This window comes from Cupriavidus sp. WS, from assembly GCF_000395345.1.
GTDB classification, from domain to species: Bacteria; Pseudomonadota; Gammaproteobacteria; order Burkholderiales; family Burkholderiaceae; genus Cupriavidus; species Cupriavidus basilensis_B.
Map to the genome: position 1 here is coordinate 23,262 of NZ_AQPL01000102.1, position 15,268 is coordinate 38,529.

16 protein-coding genes are annotated in these 15,268 nt (G+C 68.9%); 9 read left to right on the forward strand and 7 right to left on the reverse strand.

Annotated features, from left to right (window positions below; translation table 11 throughout):
* Positions 1–37: 37 nt before the first annotated feature.
* The 5 genes from K206_RS0110040 to K206_RS0110060 form a co-directional block, all read right to left on the reverse strand.
* Positions 38–2,299: a phosphocholine-specific phospholipase C gene (locus tag K206_RS0110040; RefSeq protein WP_020202277.1), complete on the reverse strand. Its 2,262-nt coding sequence runs from the start codon at positions 2,297–2,299 to the stop codon at positions 38–40.
* A 49-nt stretch (positions 2,300–2,348) separates the two neighbouring features.
* Positions 2,349–2,510, reverse strand: a complete 162-nt coding sequence (locus K206_RS42775) for a hypothetical protein (protein WP_020202278.1) — start codon at positions 2,508–2,510, stop codon at positions 2,349–2,351.
* 218 nt (positions 2,511–2,728) lie between these two features.
* Entirely contained in the window at positions 2,729–3,487 is a 759-nt protein-coding gene (locus K206_RS0110050) for a DeoR/GlpR family DNA-binding transcription regulator (protein WP_020202279.1), read from the reverse strand.
* A gap of 431 nt (positions 3,488–3,918) precedes the next feature.
* The gene (locus K206_RS0110055; RefSeq protein ID WP_020202280.1) at positions 3,919–4,902 is read right to left on the reverse strand and encodes a tripartite tricarboxylate transporter substrate binding protein; all 984 of its coding nucleotides are present in this window, start codon (positions 4,900–4,902) and stop codon (positions 3,919–3,921) included.
* 210 nt (positions 4,903–5,112) lie between these two features.
* Entirely contained in the window at positions 5,113–5,922 is an 810-nt protein-coding gene (locus tag K206_RS0110060; protein ID WP_020202281.1) for an IclR family transcriptional regulator, read from the reverse strand.
* 256 nt (positions 5,923–6,178) lie between these two features.
* Between K206_RS0110060 and K206_RS0110065 the strand changes: the two genes are divergently transcribed.
* From K206_RS0110065 to K206_RS0110100, 8 genes are read left to right on the forward strand one after another with little or no spacing between them, the layout of a single operon-like run.
* Positions 6,179–6,997: an enoyl-CoA hydratase-related protein gene (locus K206_RS0110065; protein WP_020202282.1), complete on the forward strand. Its 819-nt coding sequence runs from the start codon at positions 6,179–6,181 to the stop codon at positions 6,995–6,997.
* Positions 6,998–7,055: 58 nt separating this feature from the next.
* Complete coding sequence (locus K206_RS0110070; protein WP_020202283.1) at positions 7,056–7,955, forward strand: SDR family oxidoreductase; 900 nt, start codon at positions 7,056–7,058, stop codon at positions 7,953–7,955.
* Between the two features lie 3 nt (positions 7,956–7,958).
* Complete coding sequence (locus tag K206_RS0110075; protein WP_020202284.1) at positions 7,959–8,624, forward strand: 3-oxoacid CoA-transferase subunit A; 666 nt, start codon at positions 7,959–7,961, stop codon at positions 8,622–8,624.
* Positions 8,621–9,319: a 3-oxoacid CoA-transferase subunit B gene (locus K206_RS37910; protein ID WP_020202285.1), complete on the forward strand. Its 699-nt coding sequence runs from the start codon at positions 8,621–8,623 to the stop codon at positions 9,317–9,319. The genes K206_RS0110075 and K206_RS37910 overlap by 4 nt, the downstream gene beginning before the upstream one ends.
* A gap of 10 nt (positions 9,320–9,329) precedes the next feature.
* Positions 9,330–10,316 (forward strand): nitronate monooxygenase family protein, encoded by a 987-nt coding sequence (locus K206_RS0110085; RefSeq protein WP_020202286.1) that lies wholly within the window; start codon positions 9,330–9,332, stop codon positions 10,314–10,316.
* A gap of 50 nt (positions 10,317–10,366) precedes the next feature.
* Entirely contained in the window at positions 10,367–10,831 is a 465-nt protein-coding gene (locus K206_RS0110090; RefSeq protein ID WP_029043443.1) for a MaoC family dehydratase, read from the forward strand.
* On the forward strand, positions 10,828–11,208 hold the full coding sequence (locus tag K206_RS0110095) for a Zn-ribbon domain-containing OB-fold protein (protein WP_020202288.1): 381 nt from the start codon (positions 10,828–10,830) through the stop codon (positions 11,206–11,208). The genes K206_RS0110090 and K206_RS0110095 overlap by 4 nt, the downstream gene beginning before the upstream one ends.
* Entirely contained in the window at positions 11,205–12,365 is a 1,161-nt protein-coding gene (locus K206_RS0110100; RefSeq protein WP_020202289.1) for a thiolase, read from the forward strand. Before K206_RS0110095 ends, K206_RS0110100 begins: the two co-directional genes overlap by 4 nt.
* 66 nt (positions 12,366–12,431) lie before the next feature.
* Here the strand turns inward: K206_RS0110100 and K206_RS42780 are convergent, their stop codons facing one another.
* Together K206_RS42780 and K206_RS0110110 are read right to left on the reverse strand one after the other, a co-directional pair.
* Positions 12,432–12,593, reverse strand: a complete 162-nt coding sequence (locus K206_RS42780; protein WP_020202290.1) for a hypothetical protein — start codon at positions 12,591–12,593, stop codon at positions 12,432–12,434.
* 43 nt (positions 12,594–12,636) lie between these two features.
* On the reverse strand, positions 12,637–13,296 hold the full coding sequence (locus tag K206_RS0110110; RefSeq protein WP_020202291.1) for a GntR family transcriptional regulator: 660 nt from the start codon (positions 13,294–13,296) through the stop codon (positions 12,637–12,639).
* A gap of 336 nt (positions 13,297–13,632) precedes the next feature.
* Here K206_RS0110110 and ggt point away from each other — a divergent pair, with 336 nt between their 5' ends.
* Entirely contained in the window at positions 13,633–15,225 is a 1,593-nt protein-coding gene (gene ggt / locus K206_RS0110115) for a gamma-glutamyltransferase (protein ID WP_020202292.1), read from the forward strand.
* Positions 15,226–15,268 lie beyond the last annotated feature (43 nt).

The window sequence follows — 15,268 nt, forward strand, 5'->3', positions numbered from 1 at the left end:
TGTCCCGCCAGGCCGGCGCGCCGGCCTGGCATCGTTGCTATGCGCCCGCGCCCATCGCCGGGTCCGAGACGGTGTCCTTGCCGGTTTCGATCCGGCCGGCGAAACGGCGCTTGAACGACGGCGATGTGCTGGCGCCGACGCTGAAGTCGTACCAGTTGCCGCTGTCGGCGACCGGCCAGCTCAGTTCGCCCACCGAGTTCGGCGCCACCGTGGCCGTCCACGGGCCGTCGGTGTGATAGGCGTTCGCGGTGACGGTGAAGGTGCAGGGCTGGCTGCCCTTGTTGTACAGCTTGACGCTGACCGAGGCGGCGTCGCACGGCTGGTAGCAGACCTGGATTTCCGGGCTTGCCGTGCCGGTGGTTTCGTTCAGGTCGCCGGCGAATTCGCGGTGGTAGCCATTGGGGCCAAGCACCCAGAGGCGATACTTGCCGTTGTCGGCGGCGGTCGGCAGCCAGCTGCCGGTCAGCGACTTGTTGGCCTCGACCAGGTAGCGGCGCGGGATGAGGTCCAGGTGCAGCTGGTCGTAGACGTGGAAGAGCGCGCCCACGCCGTTGGTGCTGGCGTTGACGAATTCCAGCGTGACCGCGCCCGGCTGCGCGTTCGGATGCATGGTGGTATGCAGTTCGTAGGGCAGCGCGCGCGACGGCCGCGTGCCGGCCGCCTGGGCGGGCAGGGCGGAGGCGGGCGTGGCGCCGGGCACGGGAATGGCGGTCTTGGCGCTCTGCGCGATCGCCAGCGCGTCGGCGCTGACCTTGGTCATGCGGCCGGACAGGGTCGGCACCACGGCGGCGTTCGGGTTCACGAAGTCGAAGCACGAGGTCAGGTCGCCGCAGACGGTGCGGCGGTAATTGCTGATCTGGGGCTCGACCACGCCGAAACGCTTTTCGAGGAACATCAGCGTCGACGTGTGATCGTAGACCTGCGAGTTGACGAAGCCGCCGCGGCTCCACGGAGAAATCACGAACATCGGCACGCGCGGGCCCGGGCCGTAGGGGCGGCCGTCTATCGCGGGCTGGTTGCTCGTGGCCGGTGTGTAGGTGTGATACTCCGGCGCCATGTCGCTGTCCGAAAGCGTGCTGCCGCCCGCCAGCGTGCCGTCCGTATTGCGCGACGGCGCGCTCGGCGGCGGCAGGTGGTCGAAGAAGCCGTCGTTCTCGTCATAGTTGACCAGCAGCACGGTCTGGCTCCAGATCTCGGGGTTCGCGGTCAGGGCGTCCAGCACCTGCTGCACGTACCAGCCGCCCTGCGCCGGGCTGGAGGGGCCGGGATGCTCGCTGTATTGCGAGGGCGGGATGATCCAGGAGACCGACGGCAGCGTGCCGTTCTGCACATCGTTGCGGAACGTCTCGAGCAGGCCTTCCGGCATGGTGTTGCCAAAGCCCTTGGCCAGCGGGCTCAGCGCGTCGTCGATCTCCGGGTTGTAGACCGGGCCGGCCGCCGTCGGCGACTGCGCCAGGCTTTCCGTCGCCACGTACAGCGGCCGGCGCGTCGAGGGCATCTGCTCGATGGCCTTGCGCCAGTGGCGAAAGCCCATCATTTCATTGCAGCCGAAGTTGTCGATCAGGCTTTGGTAGACCTTCCAGCTGACGCCCGCGCGCTCCAGGCGGTCGGCGTATGTGGTCCACGTCCATCCGGTGGTGGAGGCGCCGATGTCGTTGCCGCCGTTGAATTCGTTGTTCAGCCCCGCGACCGCGACCGGCGCGTTGGTGTTCGGGTCCAGTCCGTTCGGGCCGTTGGTGCCGGTCCAGTAGAACAGGCGGTTGGCGATGGTGCCGGTGTGCATGCCGCAGTGATAGGCGTCGCACACCGTGAAGGCGTCGGCGAGCGCGCGCTGGAACGGCACTTCCGCGGTGTCGTAGTAGCCCATCGACAGCGGCGTCTTCGCGTTCGGCCAGGCCGCCATGCGGCCGTGGTCCCAGGCGGCCTGCGCGTCGTTCCACGTGTGCGGCGTGCCGCCGGCGCGCTGCGCGTTGCCTGCGGTCCCGTCGAGGTGATACGGGATGAGGGTGGTGGCGCCGTAGTTCTGGTAGAAGATGTTGGCGGTGTTCGCGGACGGAACCGGGAAGCGGTCCCCGTAGCCGCGCACGCCTTTGTGCGTGCCGAAATAGCTGTCGAACGAGCGGTTCTCCAGCATCACCATCACCACGTACTTGACGTCCTGGATGGAGCCGGTGGCGTTGTTGGCCTCGATGGCCAGCGCGCGCCGGATGCTCGGGGGGAAGGTGGAGAGCGTCGCGACCGCGGCGGCAGTGCCAAGGGACGAGCGCAGGAACTTGCGTTTGGAAGGATTGAAGGTCATACCGGATCAGGGATTGTGGGTGGCTCGGACAGGCTCGGGCGCGCCCCGGTCAGGGCGCCGGCGCGCAGTGCACCGTGGTGCAGGCCGCCGGCGTGGAGGCGCCGCCGCCGGTATTGCCGGGGTTGGCCGGGGTGGTCGGCGTCGTCGCGTTGTCATCGCCACCGCAGCCGCCCAGCAACAGCACGATGCATAGCGCACCAATGCCCAGCATGGATCGGCCTGTTGCTTGATGTGTAGGGATCGGTCTAGTCATGAGATTGGTCAGTTGCAGTCCGAGCACGAATCGTTGTGATGGGCTTCGTGGTCAATCGAGCGGTGCGCAATGCGCGAGTATCGCGATGACCGCGGGCGTACCTGGAGCAGGCTCGGCTGCGAGGGAAAAGGTGTTCCGGTACGCTTCATGGGGTGTTTTCGACGCCACGAGGGCGTTCAGCAAAGGTGCGTCTCCACGCCCGCGCGCTCGCAGAGCGCCTGCAGTTCGGCGGAGGCGTCGGCATCGGTGAAGAAGTGGTCGACCTGCTCGAGCCGCGCCACCCGGCAGGGCGCCTCGCGCAGGAACTTGCTGCTGTCGGCAAGCAGCAGCCTGCGGTGGCTGTGCGTGAGGAGGACCTGCGACAGTTCGGCTTCGTCCGGCTGGAATTCGTAGAGCGTGCCGTCGGCGCTCACGGCGCCCACGCCGCAGATCGCGAAGTGCGCGCGGAACTTGCGCAGGAAGTCGAGCGTGGTGCTCCCCATCACGTCGCGGTCGGCCGGCCGCAGCTTGCCGCCGGCCACCCAGGTCTCTATCTCGGGTTTGTCGGCCAGGGCCCGCACGGCATCGATGTTGTTCGTCACCACGCGCAGCGGCCGGTCCGGCGGCAGGGCGCGCGCGAATTCCGCCACCGTGGTGCCATAGCCAAGAAAGATCGTCGCGTCGTCCTGCATGAGGCCGACGGCCGCCTGCGCGATGCGGCGCTTGCGCTCGATCTGGACATTGCTTCTCTGCAGGAAACTCTGGTTGTGCTGGTTCGTCGGCAGGCTCAGCCCGCCGTGCACGCGCCTGACCAGGCCTTGCTCATCGAGATCGTTGATGTCGCGCCGGATCGTCTGGCTGCTCACGTTGAAGCGGCTGGCCAGTTGCTCGGTGCTCAGTTGGTCGACTTCGTGCAGCCAGTCGAGGATGTCCCGTTGTCGGCGGCTCAGGCTCATTGTTCATTCGCTCAAGATTTATGTTCGAATGAAAATTTACCCGCCGAATGTGACGGCAAAATGATATCGGCGGCGAAAGCGTGGATAGTTTTGGCCGCTTCCGGTGCGTTTCCGGTGCGCTGTCGGCGGGCTTCCGGCGGGCGGATAGGGTCGCGGGAGGTCGTGCGGAAGAGGAAGGCGCCGGGTTCGCCGTCATCGGCGATGACGGCGTTCAGGCGCTCACGGGGCCTGCACCCCGCTGTCTGGCCGTATCTTCAGGCGGACAGGCTTGCGTATCGACGCGGTGCGTCGGCGCCCGAATGGCGACGGCTCCGGGCGGGCCGCGCGGATCGGCCGGCCTGGCCGGATGCGCGCGCGCGGGTCGAGGGGAAATGCCGCGTGCCCGCGTCTGTGGCAGTCACGCGGCGGTCATGCGGCGGGAGGCGGCGTCCTCAGTTCGTCGCCTTGATGTTCAGCCGGTGGATGATCTCCCCGAAGCGCTTCACCTCGGACCGATAGAACGTGTTGAGCGCCGCCGGCGTGGTGTAGGCCGCGTCGGCGCCTTGCGATGCCATCGCCTTCTTGACGTCGCTGCGCGCCAGCGCCAGCTTGAGTGCGCCGTTGAGTTTTTCGATGGTGGCCGCGGGCGTTCCCGCGCGCGTGAACAGCGCATACCACTGCGCGAAGTACAGGCCCTTGAAGCCGGCTTCTTCCAGCGTGGGGACGTCGGGCAGCGAGCTACTGCGCTTCGGGCTGGCCACCGCGAGGATGCGGATCTTGCCCGACTGCAGCATCGACGCCGCCGAGGCTACGCCGACGAAGGCCATCGAGACCTGGCCGCCCATCGCGTCGGCCGCGGCGGGGGCGTCGCCCTTGTAGGGCACGTGGACCATGTCGAGTCCCGCCGCCGCGTTGAATGCCTCGCCGGCGAGGTGGCCGGTGCCGCCGATGCCGCTGCTGCCGTACGACAGTTTGGACGGATTGGCCTTGCCGTAGGCGATCAGTTCGGCCACGGTCCTGACGTTGAGCTTGGCGTTGACCGCCAGCACGATGGGCACCGAGCCCACCATGCCGATGGGGGCGAAGTCCTTCACCGGGTCATAGGTCACGTCGGGATACAACGTGGGGTTGGTGCCGTGCGTCGCGCTATTGCCCATGAGGACCGTATAGCCGTCGGGCTGGGCCTTGGCAACGAAGCTGGCGCCGACCACGCCGTTGGCGCCGGCGCGGTTGTCGACGACGATGGTGGTCTTCAGTTCGTCGCCCATGTGCTGGGCCATCAGGCGCGTCAGAAAGTCGTTGGCGCCGCCGGCCGCGTAGGGCGAGACGAACTGGATCGGGCGGTCGGGGAACTCGGCCTGCGCCGACGTCGCGATACCCAGGCCGACGATCAATGCCGCGGCGGCGCGCAGCCCCAGACGATGAAAGCAGAACATGTCTTCCTCCTGTGCCTTCGTTGGCACGATTAGTTAGGTGTATTCCCGTGCGGTGCCTCGTCACCACTGCCGTGTCGAGGCATCGCAGGTACGGCAAACAGTCTAAGTACCTGCGACTGTCTTTTGCACATGACGCGGGCAGTTTCAGGTCCACTACTTGAACTATCGCGTTGCCCGCGGAGCGGCGTCGCTGCGTCGCGTCAACAGAGGTCAATAGAGCTTGGTGAGATTCGCCAGTTCGTCCTCGATCGAACGGATGGCGTCGCCGAGGCAGTTCACCACGGTTTCGGTCCGCTCCTTGCCCAGCCGGGTGGCCAGCGTCGACACGCTGATCGCCGCCGCGGGCGTGCCGTCGGGATAGCGGATGACCATGCCGACGGACATCACGGCGGGCGAGTCGAACACCTTGTTCGTGGCATAGCCGCGCCGGCGCGTCTCCGCGATGCTCGCCTGCAATGCCGCCAGCGAGTAGCGCGGATTCTTGCGCTGGGTGCGCGCCACGTTCACCTTGCAGATGCGGTCGACCTCCTCGTCGGGCAGCGCGCTGAGCAGCGCCAGCCCGGTCGCGCCGATGTTCAGGGGCCGGTGCCGTCCCACATCGAGGATGAACAGCTTGATCGGGAAGTTGCCGTCGGCGCGCGCCACGCAGACGTTGTCGAAGCCGGAGCGCACGGTCATGAAGACGGTATCCCCGGTCTGGTCCGCGATGGATTGCAGGTAGGGCTTGCAGATGTCCCGCAGCGAGAGCTTGGGCGCGGCCGCGAGGCCCATCTCGTAGAGCAGCGGGCCGAGGTAGTAGCGCTTGGTGGTCTCGTCCTGCCGGATCAGCTGCTCGGCGATCATGCCCTGCAGGATCCGGTGCGCGGTGGGCCGCTCGATGCCGACGCGCCGGTACAGGTCCACCAGGCGGATGCCGCCGCGGTTGTTGGCTGTGATCAGCCGCAGCAGCGCCACCGCGCGATGCAGGGTCTGCGTGCCGGCGGCGGCGCTGGCCAGGACATTGGGCTTGGACGGGCTCATGGCATTTTCATTCCGAGCGGTTCTCATTATGTGGACCGTATCGTCCATCGTCTTGGCCAGGCTGTATATGGCCTGGACTCATGAAGTCCATATTTTGGACTTCATATGGCGGCCCGCTCGCGCTTGCTGTCATTCTTCGCTCCGGCAGCGGCGCATCGCGGATGACCGCCCGGAGGCGAGGCGGTCGACGAGACGCCTGGCCGGACAAGACAAGACTGGAGACACGCTGCGCTGCAGCAAGGCGCGGCACACGGCAATGGAAGACACACACCTGCTTGCGGTGCGTCAGGACGGCGTACTGACCCTGACGCTCAACCGCCCCGAACGGCGCAATGCGCTGAGTCCACAGTTGTACGAAAACCTGCGCGAGCAGTTGTCCCTGGCGGCGGCGGACGATGCGATCGGCGCCGTGGTGCTCACGGGCGCCGGCGGCGCGTTCTGCGCCGGCGGCGACGTGGCGCGCATGGCCGACGCATCGGCGGCCGAGACCCTGTCGTTCGAGGCCCGCGCGAACCGGCTGCGCCGGCGCGCCGAGATCTGCGAACTGCTGCACGAGATGCCCAAGCTGACGCTGGCCATGATCCGTGGCGCGGCCGTCGGCGCGGGGCTGTCGATCGCGCTGGCCTGCGACATGCGCATCGGCGACGACACCGCGCGGCTCAAGACCGGCTTCATCGACGTCGGCGTGCCCGGCGATTTCGGCGGCCACTATTTCCTGCCACGCATCGTGGGCGCGGCGCGCGCCCGCGAACTCTATCTCTGCTCGCCGCTGCTCGACGCCGGCCAGGCCGCCGCACTGGGCCTGCTCAACCAGAAAGTCGCCGCGGAGCAGCTCGAAGCCGTGGTCATGGCCATCGCCAGGCATTGCGCAAGCCATTCGCGCACGGCGGTCGGCTACATGAAGCGCAACCTCAATGACGCGCTGGGCGCCACGCTCGGCGAAGTGCTGGATGCCGAGGCATGGCGCCACGTGCGCTGCACCGAGACGCCCGAGCACCGCGAGGCGGTGCGCGCGCGCGCGGCCCGACGCCGGACCGCGACGGGCGCGGAGGGCGGCGGCGCGACACCCGCGTGAGCCGGGCAGGGCAGAGCAGTTTCTTCCATTTTCCCCCTTCTTTTTCAGGATGACATCGATGAGCAAGGTTTGTCAGGACCGCGTCGTGATCGTGACGGGCGCCGCCCGTGGAATCGGACGCGAATACGCGTTGCATCTGGCCGCGCATGGCGCCAGGGTGGTCGTCAACGACCTCGGCAGTTCCCGCGAGGGCATCGGCCAGGACATGTCCGCGGCGCAGGCGGTGGTCGACGAGATCGTCCATGCCGGCGGCCAGGCCGTGGCCAACGGCGACAACATCGCCGACTGGGAAGGCGCGCGGCGCCTGATCGCGCATGCGGTCGAGCATTTCGGCCGGCTCGATGCGCTCGTCAACAACGCCGGCATCCTGCGCGACCGCACCATGGTCAACATGGAAGAGGGCGAATGGGATGCCGTGGTGAACGTCCACCTGAAAGGCACCTTCGCGCCGTCGCACCATGCCGCGGTCTACTGGCGCGCCACGCAGAAGGCCACGGGTGAGCCGGTCAACGGCCGCATCATCAACACGACGTCGTCGTCGGGCCTGTTCGGCAACATCGGGCAGACCAACTACGGCGCGGCCAAGGCCGGCGTCGCGGCGCTGACCGTCATCGGCGCGCGCGAGCTCAAGCGCTATGGCGTCACCGTCAATGCCATCTGCCCGCATGCCCAGACCCGCATGACCGAAGGCCTGCGCGAGCGCACGCCCGAGGAGATCGCCGCGCGCCATCCGCGCTGGATCGCGCCCGTGGTGGTGTGGCTGGCCGGCGCCGACAGCGGCGCGGTGACGGGGCGCGTGTTCGAGGTCGGCGGCGGCCATCTGGCCGCGCTGGAAGGCTGGCACCGCGGGCCGTCGGCCGAGCCGGTGGACGATGCCGGCAAGATCGGGCCGGTCCTGAGCGACCTGGCCGCGCGCGCGCGCCGCAATGCCGACATGAAAGGCAACGACCTGGACTGAGCAATGATCGATAAGCGCTGCAAGAACGTAGCCGACGCCATCGCGGGGATCCGCGACGGCGCGGTGCTGCTGGTCGGCGGCTTCGGCACGTCGGGCCGGCCCACCCGGCTGATGGAGGGCGTGCTGGAGCTGGGGGTGCGCGACCTGACCATCGTGGCCAACAACGCGACCATCGGCACCGACATCGTGGGGGACCTGATGCGGGCCGGCCGCATCCGCAAGATCGTGTGCTCGTTCCCGCGCGGGCTGACCGGAAAGACCATCTTCGACGAGCTCTACCACGCCGGCCGCATCGAGCTGGAACTGGTGCCGCAGGGCACGCTGGCCGAGCGCATCCGCGCCGGCGCGGCCGGCATCGGCGGCTTCTTCACGCGCACGGCCGCCGGCACCGAACTGGCCCGGGGCAAGGAGACGCGCGAGATCCGCGGCGAGCTGTACGTGCTGGAGGAGCCGATCACCGGCGACGTGGCGCTGATCAAGGCGCAGCGCGGCGACCGCTGGGGCAACCTGGTCTATCACCGCGGCGCCCGCATCAACAACCCGGTCATGGCGGGGGCCGCCAGGCTTGCCGTGGCGCAGGTGAGCGAGTTCGTCGAACTGGGCGAGCTGGACCCGGAGCACGTGGTGACGCCCGGCATCTTCATCGACCGGCTCGTGGAGGCGAAATGAGCAAAGGACTGAGCAAAGGGCTGAGCCGCGAGGACATGGCGCGCGTGGCCGCCGGCGATATCCCCGACGGCAGCTGCGTGAACCTCGGCATCGGCCTGCCGACGCTGATGGCCGACTACGTGCCCGCCGGCCGCGAACTGCTGTTCCACAGCGAGCAGGGCCTGCTGGGGCTGGGACCGAAGGCCGCGCCCGGCGAGGAAGACGAGGACGTGCTCAATGCCGGCAAGGAATTCATCACGCTGCTGCCGGGCGCGTCGGTGTTCAGCCACAGCGACTCCTTCCTGATGGTGCGCGGCGGACATATCGACATCGCCTGCCTGGGTGCCTTCCAGGTCGCGGCCAATGGCGATCTCGCCAACTGGTCCACGGGCCTGCCCGGACAGATTCCGGGCGTGGGCGGCGCGATGGACCTCGCCTGCGGCGCCGCCCAGGTGTGGGTGCTGATGGAGCACTGCACGAAGGACGGCAAGCCGCGCATCCTGGACGCCTGCACCTATCCCCTGACCGCCGCGCGCTGCGTGGACCGGATCTATACCGACCTGGCCGTGATCGACGTCACGCCGCGCGGCCTGGTGGTGCGGCGCATGGCGCGCGGCCTCGACTTCGCCACCTTGCAGCAATCGACCGCGGCCCCGCTGACCCTGGCGCCGGACTGCGGACCCTACGCGCCGGACGCCGGCCACACTGAACGTTGATCGAGTCATCATGAAAACAGCGATTACGAAACTGCTCGGCATCGAGCACCCGATCGTGCAGGGCGGCATGCAGTGGGTCGGCCGGGCGGAGCTGGTGGCGGCGGTCTCCAACGCCGGCGCGCTGGGCATCCTGACGGCGCTGACGCAGCCCTCGCCCGAGGCGCTGTCGGCCGAGATCGCGCGCACGCGGACCATGACGGACAAGCCCTTCGGCGTGAACCTGACCTTCCTGCCGACGCTCAAGCCGGTGCCCTACGACGCCTATCGCGACGCCATCATCGATGCCGGCGTGACGATCGTCGAGACCGCCGGCAACAATCCCTCGCAGCACCTGCCCGCGTTCAAGCGGGCGGGCATCAAGGTGATCCACAAGTGCACCACCGCGCGGCATGCGCTCAAGGCGCAGCAGATGGGGGTGGATGCCGTCAGCATCGACGGCTTCGAGTGCGCCGGGCACGTCGGCGAGGAAGACATCCCGGGCCTGATCCTGATCCCGGCCGCGGTGGCGCAGCTCGACATCCCGGTCATCGCCTCCGGCGGATTCGGCGATGCGCGCGGGCTGGTGGCGGCGCTGGCGCTGGGCGCCGAGGGCATCAACATGGGCACGCGCTTCATGTGCACCCGCGAGGCGCCGATCCACGACCGCATCAAGCAGGCCATCGTGGCCAACAGCGAGCGCGACACCTGCCTGATCCTGCGCAGCCTGAAGAACAGCAGCCGGGTGGCGCGCACCGCGCTGTCCGAGAGCGTCATCGCGATGGAGCGCGCCGGCGCCACCATCCAGGAGATCGCCCCCAAGGTGGCCGGCGTGCGCGGCCGCGGCGTCTACGAGAACGGCGACGTGGAGGAGGGCATCTGGACCGTGGGCCTGGTGCAGGCGCTGATCGAGGACATCCCCACCTGCGCGGAGCTGGTGGGCCGCATCATCCGGCAGGCCGAGGCGCTGATCGCCGACCGGCTGGCCGGGCTGGCCGGCGTCCCGCTGCGCGCGGCGTAACGGCGTAACGGCGAGACCCGCTCACCGACCGATCTTTCAAGGAGACTGCAATGCTGGAAGTAGAAACACCCGAGGACATGGCGCAGTATGTGGGCAAGCCGCTGGGCGTCAGCGACTGGCTGACGGTGGACCAGGAGCGCATCGATGCGTTTGCCCGCGTGTCGGGAGACGAGAACTGGATCCACGTGGACGTGGAGCGGGCGCGCCGGGAACTGCCCGGCGGCAAGACCATCGCGCATGGCATGCTGACGCTGTCGCTGGTCACGTACATGGGCGGCAACATCCTGCGCATCCGCCAGCGCTCGCGCGGCATCAACTACGGTTCGAACAAGGTCCGCTTCACCGCGCCGGTGCAGTGCGGCGCGCGCATCCGGCTGCACCGCACGCTCGAGAAGTACGAGGCCATCGACGGCGGCGCGCGGCTGACGTTCGGCAACCGGATGGAGATCGAGGGCGTGGAGCGCCCCGCGCTGGTCGCGGAAACAGTGTCGGTCATCTACGCCAGGGGGGCATGATGGCCCCTGCCGCCCAATCCCCATACGAGGTCTACCTCGGCCACCTGCGCGAGGGCCGGCTTGCCTACCAGTTCAGCCCGGCCGCGGACCGCGCGGTGTTCTATCCCCGCGTGCTGTGCCCGTACACCGGCAGCACCGACCTGCAATGGCGCGTGAGCAAGGGCCTGGGCACGGTCTACAGCACGACCGTGGTCTACCCGCGCGACGGCGCGCCGTACAACGTGGCGCTGATCGACTGCGACGAAGGCTTCCGGCTGATGAGCCGCGTCGAGCAGATGCCCGCCGGCGCGGTGGCGATCGGCATGCGCGTATCGTTCCAGGTCCACGCGAATGGCGACGATCCCTATCCTGTTTTCCATCCGGTGACCGTGGCATGACATCCTCCCTCATCAAGCGCGGCAGCGCGGCCATCGTGGGCGCCGCCGAATCCGACCTGGGCGAAGTCGGCTCGGGATATACCCCGATCGACCTGATGGCGCAGGCCGTGCGGCGCGCGCTGGACGACTGCGGGCTGGCCCTGTCCGACGTCGACGGGCTTTTCTGCGCGACGTCGCAGAGCCGGCTGTCCGGCCTGGCGCTGGCGGAGTACCTGGGGTTGCCCGAAGCCTACGTGGACTCCACGTCGACCGGCGGCTCGTCGTTCATGCTGCACCTGGCGCACGCGCAACTGGCGATCGCCGCCGGCGCCTGCAAGGTTGCCGTCATCGCCTACGGCAGCACGCAGCGCTCGCTCGGCCGCAAGAACACCAGCGCGGCCGAGCCCAATCCGTACGAGTCGCCGTTCAAGCCGTTCATGCCGCCGACGGCCTATGCGCTGGCGGCCGCGCGCCACATGCACGAGTTCGGCACCACGCGCGAGCAACTGGCGGAGGTGGCGGTCGCCGCGCGGCAATGGGCGCTGCTGAACCCGGTGGCCTGGGAAAAGAAGCCGCTCACGGTGGAAGAGGTGCTGGGCGCGCGCATGGTGAGCTATCCGCTGACCATTCGCGATTGCTGCCTCGTCACCGATGGCGGCGGCGCCATCGTGGTGACGTCGGCCGAGCGCGCGCGCGGCATGCGCCGCCCGCCCGTGTATGTGCTGGGCGCCGGCACCGTCACCACGCATCACAGCATCTCCAGCATGCCGGACCTGACGCACAGCGGCGCGCGGCGCGCGGGCGAGATCGCCTACGCGATGGCGGGCCTGCGCCCGGCGGACGTCGACGTGGCGCTGGTGTACGACGCCTTCACGATCAACACGATCCTGTTCATGGAAGACCTCGGCTTCTGCGCCAAGGGCGAAGGCGGCGCGTTCGTCAGCGGCGGCCGCATTGCCCCGGGCGGCACGTTCCCGGTCAATACCAACGGCGGCGGGCTGTCCTACTGCCATCCGGGCATGTACGGCATGTTCCTGCTGATCGAGGCGGTGCGGCAACTGCGCGGCGAATGTGGCGCGCGCCAGGCGGCCGGCGCGGAGATCGCGCTCGCGCACGGAAACGGCGGCGTGCTGTCGTCGCAGAACACCGTCATTCTGGGGGCGGCGCACACGGTGTAGTTTCTCCGGGGCATGGCTATGGCCCTTCCGATTCCGATGTCGCCCGCAACCGCGCGCGCCCGGCCCTCACGCCTGCGCGGCGGTTTCCTCGGCGGCGGGATAGTCGGTGTGGCCGTGCTCCGCGCCGCCGAACAGCGAGCCGGCGTCGAACGCGGCGAGCGGCAGGCCTTCGGCCGCGCGCGGGAAGTCCGTTTGGCTAAAGCCGCCGCGGTTGTCGTACCCCGCCACCGGGACCGGCGGGGTGAGGTGGGGTGGGGCGGCGCGCGGCGCGTCAGCGGCCGCCGCCCGCGTCGTCGATCTGGTCGCGCGCCACCGTGATGACTTCCATGACGCTGCTGCCGATGTGCCGCTTCATTGCCGTGGCCGCCGCCTCGGTCTGGCCGGCGCGGCTCAGGCGGATCAGCTCCATGTGTTCCTGGCGCGCCTGCAGGCGCTGCGGCACGCTGACCACGCGGAAGTTGAGGTAGCGCTCGGACTTCTCGTGCAGCGTGCGCACGATGTTCAGCGCGAACGGCCGGTTGGCCGGCCGGTACAGCGTTTCGTGCAACTGCCAGTTGAGGCGGCTCCAGGCGTCGGCGGGGGCGGGGGCGCTGTCCATTTCATTCACCAGCGCCTCGGCGCGCGCCAGGTCCGCGGGCTGCAGCTGCGGCACGGCCAGGCGCAGCAGCCACGGCTCGAGCTGCACGCGCAGTTCGAAGAACTCCTGCACTTCGTCCACCGACAACTGCGCCACGTAGGCGCCGCGGTGCGGCTGCAGATTCACCAGGCCTTCCGAGCTGAGCAGGCGGATCGCCTCGCGCAGCGGGATGCGGCTCACGCCCAGTTCTTCCGCGAGCGCTTCCTGGCGCAGCGCCGAGCCCGGCGCGAGCTTGCCCGAGAGGATGCGCTGGCGCAGGTCGGCCGCCACCATTTCCACCGCGGTGGCGCGCACCAGGCGGGCGCCACCAGGGCCGTCGGCCGTGGATGAGGAAGGGGAGGAAGAAGGCGCGGACATACGGGAAAAGTGGCTAGTCATGACGTGCTCGGCATTGTCTCTGATTTTGTGGCGCGGCTGCGGCTTGTTTTTTGCACAACGCCATTGTATATTGGATCCAATTTGTGAAAACAGCAAGACAGAACCGCGTAGATCCACAATATCTACCTAGGTATCTGGCCAAGAAGGCCGGCGGTGCCTGCACATTGGATATTTGATTCAGTGCTGCGTGCGTGACCGGCCCCCTCGAAAAACTCCTTTCCCAAGACGTTCTACCCAAAAATCCAAATGAGAATGCGCGACTTCGAAAGCCCTGGGCGCTCGTCCGTCATGGCCCGCAACGGCATGGTGGCGACCTCGCATCCGGCCGCCACGCTGGCGGCGGCGCAGGTGCTGGACGCCGGCGGCAACGCCATGGACGCGGCGGTGGCCGCCTGCGCGGTGCAATGCGTGGTCGAGCCGGGCTCCACCGGCATCGGCGGCGACTGCTTCGCGCTCTACGCCAGGAACGGCGGCGCGGACGTGGTGGCCTACAACGGCAGCGGCTGGGCGCCCTCGGGCATCAGCCCCGCGGCGCTGCGCGAGCGCGGCGTGACCTCGCTGCTGCGTCCCACCCCGCACGGCATCACCGTGCCGGGCGCGATCGACGCCTGGGACCGCCTGATCCGCGACCACGGCAGCCTGCCGCTGGCCGAGGTGCTGCGCCCGGCCATCCGCCACGCGGAAGAGGGCTACGCGATCACCCCGCGCGTGTCGCGCGACTGGACCCTGGCCGAGCCGCTGCTCAAGCGCAACGAGCACGCCGCGCGCGTGATGCTGCCGGGCGGCAGCGCGCCGCTGCCGGGCAGCGTGCACCGCCAGCCGGAACTGGCCGCCACGCTGCGGCTGATCGGGCAGAAGGGCCGCGACGGTTTCTACGCCGGCCCGGTCGCCGAGGAGATGGTGCGGTACCTGCAATCGCTGGGCGGCTTCCATACCGAGGCGGACTTCGCCGAATACCGCGGCAGCTACGTCACGCCGATCAAGACGCAGTTCCGCGGCTACGACATCCACGAATGCCCGCCCAACGGGCAGGGCGTGATCGCGCTGCTGATCCTGAACATCCTGGCCGGCTTCCCCGCCGACGGCGACCCGCTCTCGGCCGACCGCCTGCACCGCGAGATCGAGGCCACGCGCCTGGCCTACGCGGCGCGCGACGAGGTGCTGTGCGACCCCGACTTCACCGCGGTCGACGTGGAGCGGCTGCTGTCGCCGGCGTTCGCCGACGCGCTGCGCGCGAAGATCGACCTGGCGCGCGCCAGCGACGTGCCGCCGGTGATCGGCATGCCCGAGCACCTGGACACGGTCTACATCAGCGTGGTCGACAAGGACCGCAACTGCGCCAGCTTCATCAATTCGATTTTCTACGGCTTCGGCAGCGGCATCATGACGCCGACCACCGGCATCCTGCTGCACAACCGCGCCCAGAGCTTCTCGCTGCTGGACGGCCATCCCAACGCCATCGCGCCGCGCAAGCGGCCCATGCACACCATCATCCCCGGCATGGCGACCAAGGACGGCCGCGCCGCGCTCAGCTTCGGCGTGATGGGCGGACACTATCAGGCGATGGGCCACGCGCATCTGGTCTCCAAGGTGCTGGACTACGGCATGGACCTGCAGGACGCGGTGTCGCTGCCGCGGGTCTTTCCCACGCCGGGCAGCAACGCGGTCGAGATCGAGCGCACCGTGCCGGCCGAAGTGGTCGCCGAACTGCGCCGCCGCGGCTTCGAGATCGCGCCGCGCACCCGCCCGATCGGCGGGGCGCAGGTGATCCGCATCGACTGGGAGCAGGGCGTGCTCACCGGCGCGTCGGACCACCGCAAGGACGGCTGCGCCATCGGGCTCTGAGCGCGCCCGACTGCCCACCGGAAAGCAGCCACGCCACCCTTTT